Origin of the sequence: Pseudomonas laurylsulfativorans (genome assembly GCF_002906155.1) — a bacterium.
GTDB classification, from domain to species: Bacteria; Pseudomonadota; Gammaproteobacteria; order Pseudomonadales; family Pseudomonadaceae; genus Aquipseudomonas; species Aquipseudomonas laurylsulfativorans.
Genome location: NZ_MUJK01000004.1, coordinates 84,903 through 100,729, shown reverse-complemented (window position 1 = coordinate 100,729; position 15,827 = coordinate 84,903). Strand labels below are relative to the sequence as shown.

The window sequence follows — 15,827 nt, the reverse complement described above, 5'->3', positions numbered from 1 at the left end:
CAGGCAGCCAGGACGAAAAACTTCCGCCCTGATGTTTAGTCCGCTACAGCTCGCGCGAGTGCCATCGCTTTGTTGATCAGGCATAGATCCAGGTCAATAAACCTTCGCCACAGGGCATTTACCCTGTGCGGCTTTTGCGACCGACACCGCCATGAACCTCACCGCGCCAGAACTGCTCGCCCCCGCCGGCACCCTGAAAAACATGCGTTATGCCTTCGCCTACGGCGCCGATGCCGTGTACGCCGGGCAGCCGCGCTACAGCCTGCGGGTGCGCAACAACGAATTCGACCACGCCAACCTGGCCCTCGGCATTCGCGAAGCCCAGGCCTTGGGCAAGCGCTTTTACGTGGTGGTGAACATCGCGCCGCACAACGCCAAACTCAAGACCTTCCTCAAGGACCTTGAACCGGTGATCGCCATGGCCCCGGATGCGTTGATCATGTCCGACCCCGGCCTGATCATGTTGGTGCGCCGGCACTACCCGCAGATGCCGATTCATCTTTCGGTGCAGGCCAACACGGTGAACTGGGCGAGTGTCGAGTTCTGGCAGCAGCAAGGCCTGAGCCGGATCATCCTGTCGCGGGAGTTGTCGCTGGAAGAAATCGCAGAGATCCACGAGCAAGTGCCCGCCATGGAACTGGAGGTGTTCGTGCACGGCGCTTTGTGCATGGCCTATTCCGGGCGCTGCCTGCTGTCAGGCTATATGAACAAGCGCGATGCCAATCAGGGCAGTTGCACCAATGCCTGTCGCTGGAAATATTCGGCGCAACCGGCCACGGAAAACCAGCTTGGCGAGATCGTGCAGACATTCGAGCCAGAACCGACCCTGGGTATCGGCGCGCCCACCGGGCAGGTGTTCCTGTTGCAGGAAGCCAATCGACCCGGCGAACAGATGCCGGCCTTCGAAGACGAACACGGCACTTACATCATGAACGCCAAGGACCTGCGCGCCGTGCAGCACGTCGAGCGTCTGACCCGCATGGGCGTGCACTCGCTGAAAATCGAAGGCCGGACCAAGTCGCACTTTTACTGCGCGCGCACCACGCAGGTATATCGCCGCGCCATCGACGACGCGGTGGCGGGCCGCGCCTTCGACCGTGGCCTGATGACCGACCTGGAATCCCTCGCCCAGCGCGGCTACACCGAAGGTTTTCTGCGCCGGCATGTGCATGACGAATACCAGAACTACCAGAACGGCAGCTCGGTGTCGGAGCGCCAGCAGTTTGTCGGTGAACTGACGGGACAGCGCCGGGATCGCCTGGCCGAGATCAAGGTGAAAAACCGTTTCGGCCTGGGCGATCACATGGAACTGATGACGCCCAAGGGCAACTTCCACTTCGACCTGCATCAGTTGCAAAACGCCAAGGGCGAAGCGATCGACGTTGCACCGGGGGATGGGCACACCGTGTACTTGCCGATACCGGATGCGGTGGATTTAGGTTTTGGCCTGCTAATGCGAGATATCAACATGCCGTAACCCCTGTAGGAGTTGGCTTGCCAGCGATTGCGGTCTACCAGTCGACATTGTAGTGACTGGTCGATCGCTATCGCTGGCAAGCCAGCTCCTACAGGTTCTGCGTCAGGCAAATTCTTCGTGGAGCATCGCCACAAACGCCTCTCGCGCCGGGTGGACCCCGGCGTTTTCGTGCCAGTAAAACAGGCTCTCGATGGCCGTCAGTTCGGGAAACTCAAACGCCACGCACCCGGCGCCCTTGGCGTATTGATCGAATACCCCTTTTGTCACCAGCGCCACCCCGGCCCCAGCGCTGACGCAACCGACAATCGCGCCATAGCTGGCCAGGCTGACAATCGGCAACGCCAGCCCATTGCGCAATAACCAATGCTCCATCGCCGCCCGGTACGGACATCCCTGGGGCCAAAGGAACATCGTCTTGTCATGCAGGTCCGCCACTTCATGCAGCGGTCCGAGGGAGGTTGAGGCGATCAACAGCAACTCTTCGCGGTACATCGGCGTGCGCTTGAGGTGCGAACGTTCGACGTCGACCGCAACGATTGCACCGTCGAGCTTGTGATTGAGCGTGTCATCGAGCAATTGAGCCCAGGTGCCGGTGGTGAGCTCCAGCGCCACCTGCGGAAAACGCTTGTGAAATTTCGCCAGCAGGCGCGGCAAGCGCCCGGTGGCCGAGGACTCGATGGCCCCGATGCGCAACGGGCCGGAGGGCTCTGCCGAAGGGTCGACCGCGCGCTTGGCTTCGGCCGTGAGGGCAAGGATTTTCGAGGCGTAGGCCAGGAAGGTCTGCCCCGACGGGCTGATGCGCAGCCCTCGCCCCTCACGCAGAAACAGCGCGACACCCAGTTCAGCCTCAAGGGCCTTGATGCGGGCCGTGATGTTCGATGGCACGCAATGCAGCACTTCGGCCGCGCGGGCGATGCTGCCGACGTCGGCCACGGTCTTGAACATGCGAATCTGTGCCAGCTCCATACATCACCATAAGTGAATGATTGGCGCATTATAAGTCAGTTGTGGCGAACGATGCGCTTTCTGATACTCGGTGCATCCGCCCACAGGTGCACCGCCATGAAGCCGCTCACACCCTCCCCCGTTTCACCCTGGAAAATCATCCTGGCCATGGCGTTTGTCGTGGCGTGCTGGGGCTATTCCCCGACCGGCATCCATATCGGCTTGCAGGCCTACGACCCCGTGCACCTGGCGCTCCTGCGCTTCCTGCTGGCCTCGGTGTTCATGGCCGTGGTCGCGATATTCAAAGGCATACGCCTGCCGAGCCTGCGCGATCTGCCGCTGATGTTCGGCCTGGGTTTCTTTGCCGTAAGCCTGCACCACGTGGCGATCAACTTCGGGCAGCAGGGTGTCAGCGCTGGCGCTTCAAGCGTCCTGGCCCAGACCACGCCACTGTTCAGCACGCTGATTGCGCGCTTCGTGTTCAAGGATCGAGTGAGCCTGTGGCGCTGGGGTTGCGTGCTGCTCGGTTTGTTTGGCGTGCTGATTGTGGTGGCCGGTGATCACGGTCTGGGCAGCATCGACGCCCACGGTTTGCTGATCCTGTTGGCGGCGGTGTCCTGGAGCCTCTACTTTGCCCTGCAAAAGCACCACACCGGGCGTTACGACGGACTGACGCTGGTCTGCTACACCGTGTGGTCCGGGACGGTGCTGTTGTTGGTCTACTTGCCTGGCCTTGCGGACCAGGTCGCCCTTGCGCCGATGCACGTGCAGTTCGCGGTGATCGCCCTGGGGATTTTCCCCAGCGCCCTCGCGTACCTGGCCTGGGCCTATGTGCTGGCGCATGTGGACTTGAGCCGGGCGACGATGACGTTGTACCTGACACCGCCGACGGCGATGGTGATTGCGTCTTATGCGCTTGGCGAGCGGCCGACGCTGATGATCGTGGTCGGCGGGCTGGTGGTGTTGGCGAGTGTGCTGGCGTTGAATCTGGAGCGGCGGGCTGTGGTTGTTCAGGCTGTCAGGGTCTGATTCAGGTTTTTCGCTGTCAGGCCTGGCGCTATCGCGAGCAAGCTCGCTCCCACAATGATTTTTTGGATACCCGTAGATGTTGCGTACACCCGGTAACCCTGTGGGAGCCTGACCATCAACTGGGCGAAAACCGGTCGCGACTGTTAGTCAGGTGCAGCCACATCGCCGCCCGCGCCGCGTCCGGGTCCTGGCGCTTGATGGCATTGAGGATCGCCTCGTGCTCCAGGTTGGCCAACTGGCCAAGCTTGCTCAAGTCCACTGCGCCACGCTCGGCGGCATTGACCCGGGTGCGCGGGATCATGGCGTGGCCCAGGTGCTGCATGATCTCGGTGAAGCACAGGTTGCCGGTGGCCTCGGCAATCAACAGATGAAAACGCCGGTCCGCTTCGACACAGCTGTCGTTGTTGGCCAGCAGGCTTTGATAGTCATCCAGCGCTTCACGCATTTGCGCCAGTTGCAGATCGCTGCGGCGCGTTGCCGCCAGCGCGGCCGCCTGGGTTTCCAGGCCCATGCGCAACTCCAGAATGCTGCGCACACCCAACGCCGTATCGACATTCAGCCGCAGCCCTTGCTCCGGAGCACGCTCGATCACAAACGTGCCGATGCCATGGCGGGTTTCCACCAGCCCCGAGGCCTGCAACTTCGAGATCGCCTCACGCACCACCGTGCGACTGACCCCGTGCTCCTGAACGATGGTGTTTTCCGACGGCAACTTGTCACCGGGCAACATCTGGCCGAGCAGGATGCGCTGGGTCAGCTTCTCCACCAGGTCATGGGCCAGGTTATGGCTGCGCTTGCGAGCAGGTATTTCGAGGTCTTCTTGCATGAGGGTGTCCGCAAATCAGGGCTATCGAATCGTAGCACCGCGCCAGGCGGGAATCTTGAGAAATCTCGCTCAACTTGTATGACAACACTCAACAAAAAGCCTATTTCTGGTCACGAAACACGCTAACCAGCACCGCCACCAGAATAAAAACCCTCTGCATAAGCGCCATTTTGTTGGATTACCAGGGTTGCAGGATGAAAAAATCTAGTTGTATGATGTCTATCAACAAAGCAGCCCCCAGCTTCACCCCGCATAAAAATAACGAGTGGGAGAAAACGCAGTGAATACATCCATCTCCGGGATGCACGACGACGCCAATTCAGCGCTGAAGTCCGCCATCACCAAAGTCAAACGCCACGTCTTGCCGCTGTTCGTCATCATGTTCATCGTCAATTACATTGATCGCGTGAACATCGGTTTCGTCCGAGCCCATATGGAACACGACCTGGGTATTGGCGCTGCCGCCTACGGCCTGGGTGCCGGGCTGTTCTTCATCGGTTACGCGCTGTTCGAGGTGCCCTCCAACATCCTTCTGCAAAAAGTCGGCGCGCGTATCTGGCTGACCCGCATCATGCTGACCTGGGGCCTGGTCGCCGCGGGCATGGCGTTCATCCAGAACGAAACCCACTTCTACATCCTGCGTTTTCTGCTGGGCGTGGCCGAAGCCGGGTTTTTCCCCGGGGTGATCTACTACTTCACCCGCTGGTTGCCCGGCTTGGAGCGTGGCAAGGCGATTGCCATCTTCCTCAGTGGTTCGGCGATCGCGTCGTTGATTTCAGGCCCGCTGTCCGGGTTGCTCCTGCAAATCGAAGGGCTGGGCCTGCACGGCTGGCAATGGATGTACTTCATCGAGGGCATGTTTTCGGTGGGTTTGTGCGTGTTTGTCTGGTTCTGGCTGGACTCCAAACCCCACGACGCCAAATGGCTGAGCCGCGAAGAGCAGGACGCGCTGGTCAAGGCCATCGACGATGAACAACTGGCCCGGGAAGCGGCGACGCCGATCAAGCCGTCACTGGGCAAGTTGCTCAAGGACCGCCAGATCATCCTGTTCTGCCTGATCTACTTCTTTATCCAACTGACCATCTACGCCGCGACCTTCTGGCTGCCGAGCATCATCAAAAAGATGGGCGACCTGAGCGACGTCCAGGTCGGGCTGTTCAACTCGATTCCATGGTTGCTGTCGATTGTCGGCATGTACGCCTTTGCGTCCCTGTCCGCCAAATGGAAACACCAGCAGGCCTGGGTCGCCGCCGCGCTGCTGATTGCGGCCGCCGGGATGTTCATGTCCACCACTGGCGGGCCGGTCTTCGCCTTCGTTGCGATCTGCTTTGCCGCGCTGGGCTTCAAATCAGCCTCGTCGCTGTTCTGGCCGATTCCCCAGGCCTACCTGGATGCGCGAATCGCGGCTGGCGTCATCGCGCTGATCAACTCGGTGGGCAACCTCGGTGGCTTCGTTGCACCGACCACCTTCGGCCTGCTCGAAGCAAACACCGGTTCGATTCAGGGCGGGCTGTACGGCCTGGCCGCGACCTCGATCATCGCCGCCATCATCGTCTTCGCCGCTCGCAACACACCGAAACCCGCACCCGCCGTGGCGCTGGGCAAACCCTCGCCCAACCACGCCTGAATTGCGCTTTTTTAAGGATTGGAAAATGAACGCACAAGACACTGCAAAAGCCCCGATCATCACCAGCATGCAAGTGGTTCCGGTCGCCGGCCACGATGGCATGCTGCTCAACCTCAGCGGCGCCCACGGACCGTTTTTCACCCGCAATATCGTGATCCTCAAGGACAACGCCGGCCACACCGGCGTCGGTGAAGTACCGGGGGGCGAGCGGATTCGCCAGACCCTCGAAGACGCACGCAGCCTGGTGGTCGGCAGCCCGATTGGCACCTATCAAAAAATTCTCAATCAGGTGCGCCAGACCTTCGCCGACCGCGATGCCGGTGGCCGCGGCTTGCAGACCTTCGACCTGCGCATCACCATCCACGCCGTCACCGGCCTGGAAGCCGCCTTGCTCGACTTGCTCGGCCAGCACCTGGACGTGCCGGTGGCCGCCCTGCTCGGCGAAGGCCAGCAGCGCGATGAAGTGAAGATGCTCGGCTATCTGTTTTATGTCGGTGATCGCAACGAAACCGGCCTCGCCTACCGCAGCGAGCCCGACGCCGACAACGACTGGTTCCGCGTGCGGCATGAGCAAGCCATGACCGCCGAAGGTGTGGTGCGCCTGGCCGAGGCGGCCCATGCCCGTTACGGTTTCAAGGATTTCAAACTCAAGGGCGGCGTGCTCAGTGGCGATGCCGAAATCGAAGCGGTCACGGCCCTCGCCGAACGCTTCCCCGATGCACGCATCACCCTTGATCCCAACGGTGCCTGGTCACTGAAAGAAGCCATCCGCCTGTGCCGCGATCAGCACCACGTCCTGGCCTATGCAGAAGACCCGTGCGGGGCGGAAAACGGTTACTCGGGACGTGAAGTCATGGCCGAATTCCGCCGGGCCACGGGCCTGAAGACCGCGACCAACATGATCGCCACCGACTGGCGCGAGATGGGTCATGCGATCCAGTTGCAATCGGTCGACATTCCCCTGGCCGACCCACACTTCTGGACCCTGCAAGGCTCGGTGCGCGTGGCGCAGATGTGCCACGAATGGGGCCTGACCTGGGGTTCGCACTCCAACAACCACTTCGACATTTCCCTGGCCATGTTTACCCATGTCGCGGCGGCCGCGCCGGGCGAGATCACAGCCATCGACACCCACTGGATCTGGCAGGACGGCCAGCGCCTGACCAAGGCCCCGCTGCAAATCGTCGACGGCTGCGTGCAGGTACCGCAGAAACCGGGGCTGGGGGTCGAACTGGACATGGATCAAGTCGCCAAGGCCCACGAGCTATACAAAGGCATGGGCTTGGGCGCGCGGGATGACAGCGTGGCGATGCAGTTCCTGATTCCCGGCTGGAAGTTCGATAACAAGCGGCCGTGCCTGGTGCGTTGAATCGGCAAGTGCGTTGAATCAAAGGTTGCGCGTGGCCGCCTGTTGGCGGCCGATTCTAAAAAGCGCTCGGAGCATGGCGCTTAACCCCCTAAAATGGCGCGCAACTGAATCAACGACGGATGAAACCAACATGGACAGGCTGAAAACCATCGCCGCTTGCATAGCGATATTCGCCGCGGGCCAGTGCGTGGCACAGGATCAAATCGAGACAGTGGTGAACGCCGCTGTACAACCGGTGATGCAAGCCGAGGGCATTCACGGCATGGCCGTGGCGGTCACCGTCAACGGCCAGGCGCATTACTTCAACTATGGCGTCGCCTCGACAGAAACCGGCAGCCCTGTCACGCAAGACACCCTGTTCGAGATCGGCTCCGTCAGCAAAACCTTCACCGCCACCCTCGCCGCCTACGCCCAGGCCACGGGCAAGCTGTCACTGTCGGACAAGGCCAGCCAGGTCCTGCCGGCCTTGCGCGGCAGTGCGTTCGACCACATCAGCGTGCTGCAACTGGGCACCTACAGCGCTGGCGGCCTGCCCCTGCAATTCCCGGCTGAATCTGATTCGGCCGACAAAATGCTCGGCTACTACAAACAATGGAAACCGCTCTACGCCCCCGGCAGCCACCGATTGTATTCCAACCCCAGCCTCGGCTTGTTCGGCTACCTCGCCGCTCAAAGCCTGGGCCAGCCGTTTGATGACCTGATGGAGAAAACCCTGCTGCCAAAACTGGGCCTCAAGCACACCTACGTGCATGTGCCGCAGGACCAGATGGCGCTGTACGCCCAGGGCTACAACAAGGATGACAAACCCGTGCGGGTCGGGCCGGGAGCGCTGGATTCCGAGGCGTACGGCGTGAAAACCAGCGCGGCGGACTTGTTGGGCTATGTTGAAGCCAACATGAAACCGGCGTCTCTGGAAAAGCCTTTGCAGCAAGCCATCGCCTTGACTCATAGCGGTTACTACACCGTTGGCGATATGACCCAAGGCCTGGGCTGGGAGATGTATCGCTACCCGATCACCCTGGATCGCTTGCTGGACGGCAACTCCACGCCGATGGCCATGCAGGCGCACAAGGTCCAATGGCTGAACCCGCCGCAAGTGCAGCCGCAGAACGTACTGATCAACAAGACAGGCTCAACCGGTGGCTTTGGTGCTTATGTGGCGTACGTGCCATCGAAGGGCATCGGCATTGTGATGCTGGCCAACAAGAATTATCCGAATGCGCAGCGAGTCAGGATTGCTCATCGGATTTTGAGCGCCCTTTCCCAATAATGGCTAATCCATCTGTGGGAGCGAGCTTGCTCCCACAGAAAAGCCTTCCACCGCCACAAGATTGAGGATCAATCATCCGGCATTTCAGGCGGCTTCGCGGGCTTGGCCGGTTTGCTGTTTTTTGCGGGCTTGGTGCCTTTGGCAGCCGGTTCGGCTTGAGTCGTAACGGGAGCGGCCACTGTCGCGGTGAATTCTTTCTCGGCCGCCGGCAGCTGATCGACAGCGCTGAAAATCTCGTCGAGCTTGAAAGTGTCCGACTGCTCCAGCTTCTTCTCGCCGTCCTTGCCGACCAGAATCACCTTGGTCTTGGCGCCGGCACCCAGCTTGAGCGAGCGGATCAGTGCCGCTGTGTCTTGTGGACCGAGGTCCTTGCCATCGCGCTGGCCCATCAGGCTGAGCACGGTGTAGAGCACCATGTTGCGGTCGGTGAAACCCTTGCGATTGGCTGGCTCATCCAGCGACTTTTTCAGGCTGACCCAAGCCGGATCAACAGTACTCGGAGCGATGACGATCAGAGGTCGGGCCCTGCCCTTGTCCATGTCCAGCGGTGAGTCGCCATCAGCGGCGAACGAGGTGCCGGCAATCGCCAGCAAAGTAGCCAGGGTCAGTGACCTGATGAGCATGCGCATCTCCTTTTGATATCCACGCTCTAATGATTGCGCATCGCGGCGATCGTTCCGGGTGACGTACCGCAAATATTTCTCGCCTTGTCCCAAGCTTAGGTCAGGGCGGTCATTGCGCAACAGCCTGGGCTAATCTGAAGACTCATGACAACCCGCTTGGTCCGTCGTGAGGACCCGGGCAAACAGCGTCCGAGGGAGGTCAATGATTACGCGGGAGGACGGCGGGTGTATTTCGATGACCCGGACGGGCATCTGCTGGAAATATTCACCCGCGAATGAAGCTGGCGTGGCGGCCTGGATCAGAACGCCAGCTTGTAACCGATCAACAACAGCATGGTCGCCAGGCAAGGGCGCAGCACTTCGTCGGAGATGCGCCCGGTCAGGTGGCTGCCCAGGTAAATCCCCGGCAACGAGCCCACCAGCAAGTAACCCAATACATGCCAGTCCATGTTGCCCATGCTGGCATGGCCAAGACCTGCGACCAGGGTCAGCGGCACGGCGTGGGCGATTTCGGTGCCTACCAGGCGGCGGGTTGGCAGCATCGGATAGAGAATGAACAGAGCCACGGTGCCCAGTGCACCGGCACCGATGGACGTCAGCGCGACCATGGTGCCGAGGACCAGGCCAGTGATGACCGTCAGGACATTGAGGCGCGACCCGCTGGGGTTGTAGTTGCCGCCGGCACGTTTGTGGGCGAAATCCAGCAGACGTTTCTTGAACAGAATCGCCAGCGCCGTGGCAAACAACACAAAGCCGAGGGCCTGCTTGATGATCGCGTTCATCGCATCGGGGCTGGAGTGCAAGCTGCTCAGGAACCACAACGTCAGTGCCACCGCCGGCACGCTGCCAAGGGTCAGCCAACCGGTAATCGCCCAGTCGATGTTGTTGTTCTTGCGGTGCACCAGTACACCGCTGGATTTGGTGATGGCGGCGTACAGCAGGTCGGTACCGACCGCCGTCGCCGGATTGATGCCGAACCACAGCAGGATAGGGGTCATGAGCGACCCGCCACCGACGCCAGTCATGCCGACAATGAAGCCAACCACCAACCCGGCCACGACCAACCCGATGTTCATTAAATCCATGAATACGTCCACAACGATCGCAGGGGAAATCTGGCCCGCAGCATAGCGATATTTCATATAACCAGTTATATCGATGCGATCTATCTTTATTCCTGTAGGAGCGAGCTTACTCGCGATGACCGAGTGTCGGTCGACATCCATGTCAGCTGATAAACCGCTATCGCGAGCAAGCTCGCTCCTACAGGGTTATCTGCTGGATTCACTGCACCGGCAGGAAATTCAGGAACAGCAAACTCTGCGCATAATTCAGGCCGATGCGCCGGTAGCGTTCGTCGAGCATCTGGGTCAACAGGTCCAGCCGGGCGACGATCTTGCCGAACTCGACGGCGAAACTCAGGTTGCTGCCCTCCTCCGAGATTTCGTTGGAGAACAACAAGGGCTGGCCCTCTTTGTTCTGCCGCTGGCCGAGGATCCAGGTAGCGATCTCGATGTTGCGCGCGGCGTTGCTGACGAATACCGGGTTGATCGCATCGGTCATGTAGAACTCGGTACGGTTGCCGTGGGCGGTCACCAGCATGCTGCCGATGGCATAGATGAACGCTCCGACCCGATCACCGAGAAATTCCGGGCTCATGGCGAATCGCAAGGCCGCCAGGTCCTTTTTGCCACCCAGGGTCGGTAACGGCTGCTGTTGTTCGATGGCCATGCGCACTTGCTTGCCGGCCGTGCGAGCATCGAGGAAACCGGATTTTTTCAGCTCGTCGGGGTTGCGCAGGTAGAGCTTGCTCATCAGCAGGTAAAGGCTGTCGAGGTTGTCGCGCATGGTCAGGGTGGCCATACGGTCGACACTGGTTTGCAGGAACTCCCGAGGATTGCCTTCGCGCATCTGGGTGAAGATGTCGCCGCCCTGCTGCTGGCTGCACCCGGTGACGAAAAACATCGACAGACCGGCCAGCAGCAGGCATTGACGACGGATTATTGTGTTGATCGCAAGTGAAACTCGAGCCATGGGTTCTTTGACTTGGGCATGGGCCGACGGTGGGGATCGCCGCAGGCTGCCATGGATAGAGCCGGACATTTCGAAAAAGTGCAGTCTCGGCGCAGAGCAATCGATCACCGGCAAGGTGCAGCCCTAAGGATCGCAGCCCGCGGCAAGCCCTGCGGGGGAACCGATGGACTATTCTGCTGCCCACTGAAATAACCATCGGCATTCATGAAGGAGGTTTGCATGCGCACGCTTGAATTGGCTGGCACCCGGGTCCCGGTTATCGGCCAGGGGACCTGGCAGATGGGTGAAGACCGCTCACGGCACACCGAAGAAGTCGCGGCACTGCGCCTGGGCATCGAACTGGGCATGACCCTGATCGACACCGCTGAAATGTACGCCGAAGGCGGTGCCGAGGAAGTGGTCCGCGATGCCATCGCCGGCCAGCGCGACAGCGTGTTTCTGGTCAGCAAGGTGTACCCGCACAACGCCAGCCGCCAGGGTATTGCCCAGGCGTGCGAGCGAAGCCTGCGCAGGCTGGGCACCGATTACATCGATCTGTATCTGCTGCATTGGCGCGGCCAGTACCCCCTGGAAGAAACCGTAGACGCCTTCGAACGCCTGCGCGAAGCCGGCAAGATTGGCCGTTGGGGGGTGTCCAATTTCGACCTCGACGACCTGCAGGAACTGGATGCCCCCGCCTGCGCCACCAATCAGGTGCTCTACAATCTGGAGCAGCGCGGCATAGAATTTGATTTATTGCCCTGGAGCCAACAGCAGCGGCTACCGGTCATGGCTTACTGCCCGATCGGCCAGGGTGGAAAAATGCTCGCCAATGCCACGCTCAAACAGGTGGCCGCCCGACACGACATGACGCCGGCACAAGTCGCGCTGGCTTGGATTCTGCGTCAGGACGGCGTGATCGCTATCCCCAAGGCGGTCCGTCCCGAGCATATACGGCTAAATGCCCAAGCTGCCCGATTGCAGCTCGACGCCGGGGATCTGGAGGCGCTGGACCAAGCGTTTCACGCGCCACAACGCAAGCAGCGGCTGGCCATGGTCTGAACCACCGCAGTCTGTCAGAGAGCTTCGCCATGAGAAGCACCGACCACCTGGACCCGTTCAACCTGCAACGTTTTCTCGAGGCTCAGGACCCGGTGTTCGACCGGGTTCAAACCGAGCTGAACAACGGGCACAAGCGCAGTCACTGGATGTGGTTCATTTTTCCGCAGTTTTCCGGGCTTGGCGGCAGCGAGATGTCGCGCCGCTTTGCCATCCGCTCGCGGGAGGAAGCCCTGGCCTACCTTGAGCACCCGTTGCTGGGCGCCCGGCTACGCACCTGCACCCAGGAAGTGCTGAACATCAGGGAGCGCTCGGTGGCCGGGATTTTCGGTCATCCCGACGACCTGAAGTTTCATTCCTCGATGACCCTGTTTGCCCAGGTCGCCGACGCTGACAGCCTTTTCCAGCAAGCCCTGAACCAATACTTCCATGGCATCCTGGATGACTGGACCTTGTCGCTGCTGGACTCAAAACAGGCCCAGTTGCCCACCAATCAGGGTTGAGAAGTCGTCGACGACAAAGGGCAGTATCGCGTCCGCCACCGGTTGCAGCTGCCGGGTGATGTAGTGGTCGTAATCGATGGGCGCGCTGCGCACTTCCAGCGGCTCAGGGCCAGCAACGGTGATCACATAGCTGATCCAGCCGCCGTTCTGGTATTGCCGCGGGCGGCCCTGGCGGTCGTTGTACTCGTCGGCCAGGCGCGCCGCGCGCACATGGGGCGGCACGTTACGTTGATAGTCATCGAGCGTGCGGCGCAGGCGCTTGCGGTAGATCAGCCGGTCATCGAACTCACCGGCCAGGGTTTTGCGCACGTAGTCACGCACATAATCCTGATAGGGCTTGCGCAGGAAGATCCGAGAATACAGCTCTTGCTGGAATTGCCGGGCCAGCAGCGACCAGTCGGTGCGTACGGTTTCCAGGCCTTTGTAGACCATCTCGTCGCTGCCATCGTCACGGGTGACCAGCCCGGCATAACGCTTTTTACTGCCTTCTTCGGCACCACGAATGGTCGGCATCAAAAAGCGCTTGTAGTGGGTCTCGAACTGCAACTCGAGAACGCTCTGCAAGCCGTACTCCTGCTGCACGTGCTCGCGCCACCACTGATTGACGTGCGCAACCAGCGCGTGACCAATCTGCGCCGCCTCCTGCTGGCCATGGGCGCGACGCAGCCAGACGAAGGTCGAATCGGTGTCGCCATAAATCACCGCATGGCCCTGGGCCTCGATCAACTGGCGGGTGCGCAGCATGATTTCGTGGCCGCGCAAGGTGATGGACGAAGCCAGGCGCGTGTCGAAGAAGCGACATCCGCTGGAGCCGAGCACGCCGTAGAACGCGTTCATGATGATTTTCAGCGCCTGGGACAGCGGCGCGTTGTGTTCGCGCTTGGCGGTTTCCCGGCCTTCGGCCACCCGGGCGACGATGGAGGGCAGGCAATGCCGGGTGCGCGAAAAGCGCGCGCCGCGAAAACCCGGCACCGACTCGCTGTCGTCCGGGTGCTTGAGCCCTTCAATCAGCCCCACGGGGTCGATCAGGAAGGTGCGGATGATCGACGGATAGAGGCTTTTGTAGTCGAGCACCAGCACCGATTCGTACAGTCCCGGTTGCGAATCCATGACAAAACCGCCGGGGCTGGCCTGGGGCGGCTTGCCACCGAGGTTAGGCGCAACGAAACCCTGACGGTGCATCAGCGGCATGTACAAGTGAGTGAAGGCCGCCACCGAACCGCCCATGCGATCGGCCGGCAAACCGGTGACGCTGGCCCGCTCCAGCAGGAAGGTCAGCAACTGCGTTTTGGCGAAGATCCGCGTGACCAGTTCGCAATCCTTGAGGTTGTATGTGGCCAGCGCCGGTTTGTCCTCGGCGAACATGCGGTTGATTTCGTCCATGCGCTGGTACGGGTTGTCGATCGACTTGCCCTCGCCGAGCAGGGTTTGCGCGACGTTTTCCAGGCTGAACGAGGGGAAACTCCAGGTCGCCGAGCGCAGGGCCTCGATACCGTCGATGATCAGGCGACCAGCGGCTGACGCGAAGTAATGGTTGCCGCTGCCGTGTTCGCGCCACTGCATTTCCTCGCCGCCACGCCCCAGTTTCAACGGCACCGCCAGGCGCCGGGCGTGTTCGTGAAGCACCCGCAAGTCGAACTGCACGACGTTCCAGCCGATGATCGCGTCGGGGTCGAACCGGGCAAACCAGTCATTGAGTTTTTTCAGCAACAGGGTCCGCGAATCGCAGTATTCGAGCTGAAAATCCACCAGGCTATCGTCGCCATTGGGCGGACCGAGCATGTACACCTGACGCTCGCCGCAACCTTCCAGGGCGATGGAATACAACTCGCCCTGGGCGGTGGTCTCGATGTCCAGGGACACCAGTTTCAGGCTCGGCCGGTAGTCGGGATCGGCTTTCATCTGCGCGTCGAGCAGCAGGCCCTCGGCATTTTGGGTGCCACTGAAGCGCACCGGTGCGGTGATGAAGCGCTCCATCATGTAGCGTTCCGGTGGGCGCACGTCAGCTTCGAACACCTCGACACCGGCCCGGCGCAGCGCGGTTTCCAGGCGCATCAACTGGCCGTGTTGCTGGCAGTAAAGACCGAGGACCGGGCGATGTTCGAAATCCAGCAGGGCCAAGGGCCTGAGCTCGACGTTCTTCTCGTCGTGCAAAACGCTTTCGGCCGCCTGACGCTGCTCGGCAGGGATGAACGCCACCGACGGTTGGCGGGGCAGGCGGATACGCCGGGGACCGCTGTCGGTCGCCAGCCAGAACTCGACTTCCGTACCGGCCGGGGTATCGCGCCAATGCCGGGTCAGGACGAAGCCCTGCTGTAGATCCACCACTGTAAACCTCAACGTTTATTCAGAGGGGGATTCTACCTGTCATCAGCAGGGATAGCAGGCCTATCAGGCAGCCCCCCCTTGTGGGAGCGAGCCTGCTCGCGAAGGGGCCAGCACATTCAACATCCTTGTTGGCTGACAGTCCGCTTTCGCGAGCAGGCTCGCTCCCACAGGTAGGGTCCTGGCCGGAAATGTGGGGATTGCCAAAGAAAAACCGCCGAATGACGTTTTTTGCGTGTTATCTGCCGCTTTCGCCCTTGCCCTGAAGGCTTGCGTCTACGATTCTTCAAGAACAACGACAACACCCGAGTAACCACCATGAAAACCGTCGCCCAACTGCTCAAGCTCAAAGATCAGAAGAATCAGGAAGTGCACCAGATCAAACCCGATCACATGGTGCTCGAAGCGCTGATGAAGATGGCCGAGAAAAACGTCGGCGCCTTGCTGGTGGTGGACAATGATGAAGTGCTGGGCATCATCAGCGAACGGGACTATGCACGCAAACTGGTGCTGCACGGCCGCTCTTCGGTGGGCACGCCGGTGCGCGACATCATGGTGTCGCCGGTGATTACCGTCGACACCCATCAAACCGTGGATACCTGCCTGGGCATCATGTCCGATAGACGCCTGCGCCACTTGCCGGTGGTCGAAGGCGGCAAACTGATCGGCCTGCTGTCGATCGGTGACCTGGTCAAGGAAGCCATTGCCGAACAGGCGGAGCTGATCAAGCAGCTGGAGCAGTACATTCGCGGGGAGTAAGT

General features: G+C 60.8%; 14 protein-coding genes and 1 pseudogene. 9 read left to right on the top strand and 6 right to left on the bottom strand.

Annotation, left to right across the window (positions count from 1 at the left end; translation table 11 throughout):
• Positions 1–151: 151 nt before the first annotated feature.
• Positions 152–1,477: a prephenate-dependent tRNA uridine(34) hydroxylase TrhP gene (trhP, locus tag B0D71_RS14390; RefSeq protein WP_103395351.1), complete on the top strand. Its 1,326-nt coding sequence runs from the start codon at positions 152–154 to the stop codon at positions 1,475–1,477.
• 102 nt (positions 1,478–1,579) lie between these two features.
• Here trhP and B0D71_RS14385 read toward each other — a convergent pair whose 3' ends face one another.
• Positions 1,580–2,443, bottom strand: a complete 864-nt coding sequence (locus B0D71_RS14385) for a LysR family transcriptional regulator (protein WP_103395350.1) — start codon at positions 2,441–2,443, stop codon at positions 1,580–1,582.
• Positions 2,444–2,539: 96 nt separating this feature from the next.
• Here B0D71_RS14385 and B0D71_RS14380 point away from each other — a divergent pair, with 96 nt between their 5' ends.
• On the top strand, positions 2,540–3,451 hold the full coding sequence (locus tag B0D71_RS14380; RefSeq protein ID WP_103395349.1) for a DMT family transporter: 912 nt from the start codon (positions 2,540–2,542) through the stop codon (positions 3,449–3,451).
• A gap of 115 nt (positions 3,452–3,566) precedes the next feature.
• Here the strand turns inward: B0D71_RS14380 and B0D71_RS14375 are convergent, their stop codons facing one another.
• Positions 3,567–4,277 carry a FadR/GntR family transcriptional regulator gene (locus B0D71_RS14375; protein ID WP_103395348.1) on the bottom strand — a complete coding sequence of 237 codons (711 nt, stop codon included), beginning with the start codon at positions 4,275–4,277 and terminating at the stop codon, positions 3,567–3,569.
• Positions 4,278–4,557: 280 nt separating this feature from the next.
• On the opposite strand from B0D71_RS14375, the gene B0D71_RS14370 reads away from it, so the two are divergent.
• The 3 genes from B0D71_RS14370 (at position 4,558) to ampC (ending at position 8,543) form a co-directional block, all read left to right on the top strand.
• Positions 4,558–5,904 (top strand): MFS transporter, encoded by a 1,347-nt coding sequence (locus tag B0D71_RS14370; RefSeq protein WP_103395347.1) that lies wholly within the window; start codon positions 4,558–4,560, stop codon positions 5,902–5,904.
• Positions 5,905–5,929: 25 nt separating this feature from the next.
• On the top strand, positions 5,930–7,273 hold the full coding sequence (gudD, locus tag B0D71_RS14365) for a glucarate dehydratase (RefSeq protein ID WP_103395346.1): 1,344 nt from the start codon (positions 5,930–5,932) through the stop codon (positions 7,271–7,273).
• 130 nt (positions 7,274–7,403) lie between these two features.
• Positions 7,404–8,543, top strand: coding sequence for a class C beta-lactamase (gene ampC / locus B0D71_RS14360; protein ID WP_103395345.1), 1,140 nt, complete (start codon positions 7,404–7,406; stop codon positions 8,541–8,543).
• Positions 8,544–8,611: 68 nt separating this feature from the next.
• On the opposite strand, the gene B0D71_RS14355 is transcribed toward ampC, so the two are convergent.
• Positions 8,612–9,166 carry a DUF4174 domain-containing protein gene (locus B0D71_RS14355; RefSeq protein ID WP_103395344.1) on the bottom strand — a complete coding sequence of 185 codons (555 nt, stop codon included), beginning with the start codon at positions 9,164–9,166 and terminating at the stop codon, positions 8,612–8,614.
• Positions 9,167–9,337: 171 nt separating this feature from the next.
• Here B0D71_RS14355 and B0D71_RS14350 point away from each other — a divergent pair.
• Positions 9,338–9,445: pseudogene (locus B0D71_RS14350) on the top strand (VOC family protein); the annotation flags it as partial.
• A 20-nt stretch (positions 9,446–9,465) separates the two neighbouring features.
• Here the strand turns inward: B0D71_RS14350 and B0D71_RS14345 are convergent.
• Both B0D71_RS14345 and B0D71_RS14340 read right to left on the bottom strand, forming a co-directional pair.
• Entirely contained in the window at positions 9,466–10,251 is a 786-nt protein-coding gene (locus B0D71_RS14345) for a sulfite exporter TauE/SafE family protein (protein ID WP_103395747.1), read from the bottom strand.
• Positions 10,252–10,450: 199 nt separating this feature from the next.
• Positions 10,451–11,200 carry a hypothetical protein gene (locus B0D71_RS14340; RefSeq protein ID WP_103395343.1) on the bottom strand — a complete coding sequence of 250 codons (750 nt, stop codon included), beginning with the start codon at positions 11,198–11,200 and terminating at the stop codon, positions 10,451–10,453.
• 219 nt (positions 11,201–11,419) lie between these two features.
• Between B0D71_RS14340 and B0D71_RS14335 the strand changes: the two genes are divergently transcribed.
• Both B0D71_RS14335 and B0D71_RS14330 read left to right on the top strand, forming a co-directional pair.
• Positions 11,420–12,241, top strand: a complete 822-nt coding sequence (locus tag B0D71_RS14335) for an aldo/keto reductase (protein ID WP_103395342.1) — start codon at positions 11,420–11,422, stop codon at positions 12,239–12,241.
• Between the two features lie 29 nt (positions 12,242–12,270).
• Complete coding sequence (locus B0D71_RS14330; RefSeq protein WP_103395341.1) at positions 12,271–12,741, top strand: DUF1810 domain-containing protein; 471 nt, start codon at positions 12,271–12,273, stop codon at positions 12,739–12,741.
• Here the strand turns inward: B0D71_RS14330 and B0D71_RS14325 are convergent.
• Positions 12,706–15,066 carry a DNA polymerase II gene (locus tag B0D71_RS14325; protein ID WP_165798719.1) on the bottom strand — a complete coding sequence of 787 codons (2,361 nt, stop codon included), beginning with the start codon at positions 15,064–15,066 and terminating at the stop codon, positions 12,706–12,708. The two genes, B0D71_RS14330 and B0D71_RS14325, sit on opposite strands and share 36 nt — an antisense overlap.
• Before the next feature lie 318 nt (positions 15,067–15,384).
• On the opposite strand from B0D71_RS14325, the gene B0D71_RS14315 reads away from it, so the two are divergent.
• Entirely contained in the window at positions 15,385–15,825 is a 441-nt protein-coding gene (locus B0D71_RS14315; RefSeq protein ID WP_103395338.1) for a CBS domain-containing protein, read from the top strand.
• Positions 15,826–15,827: the final 2 nt, after the last annotated feature.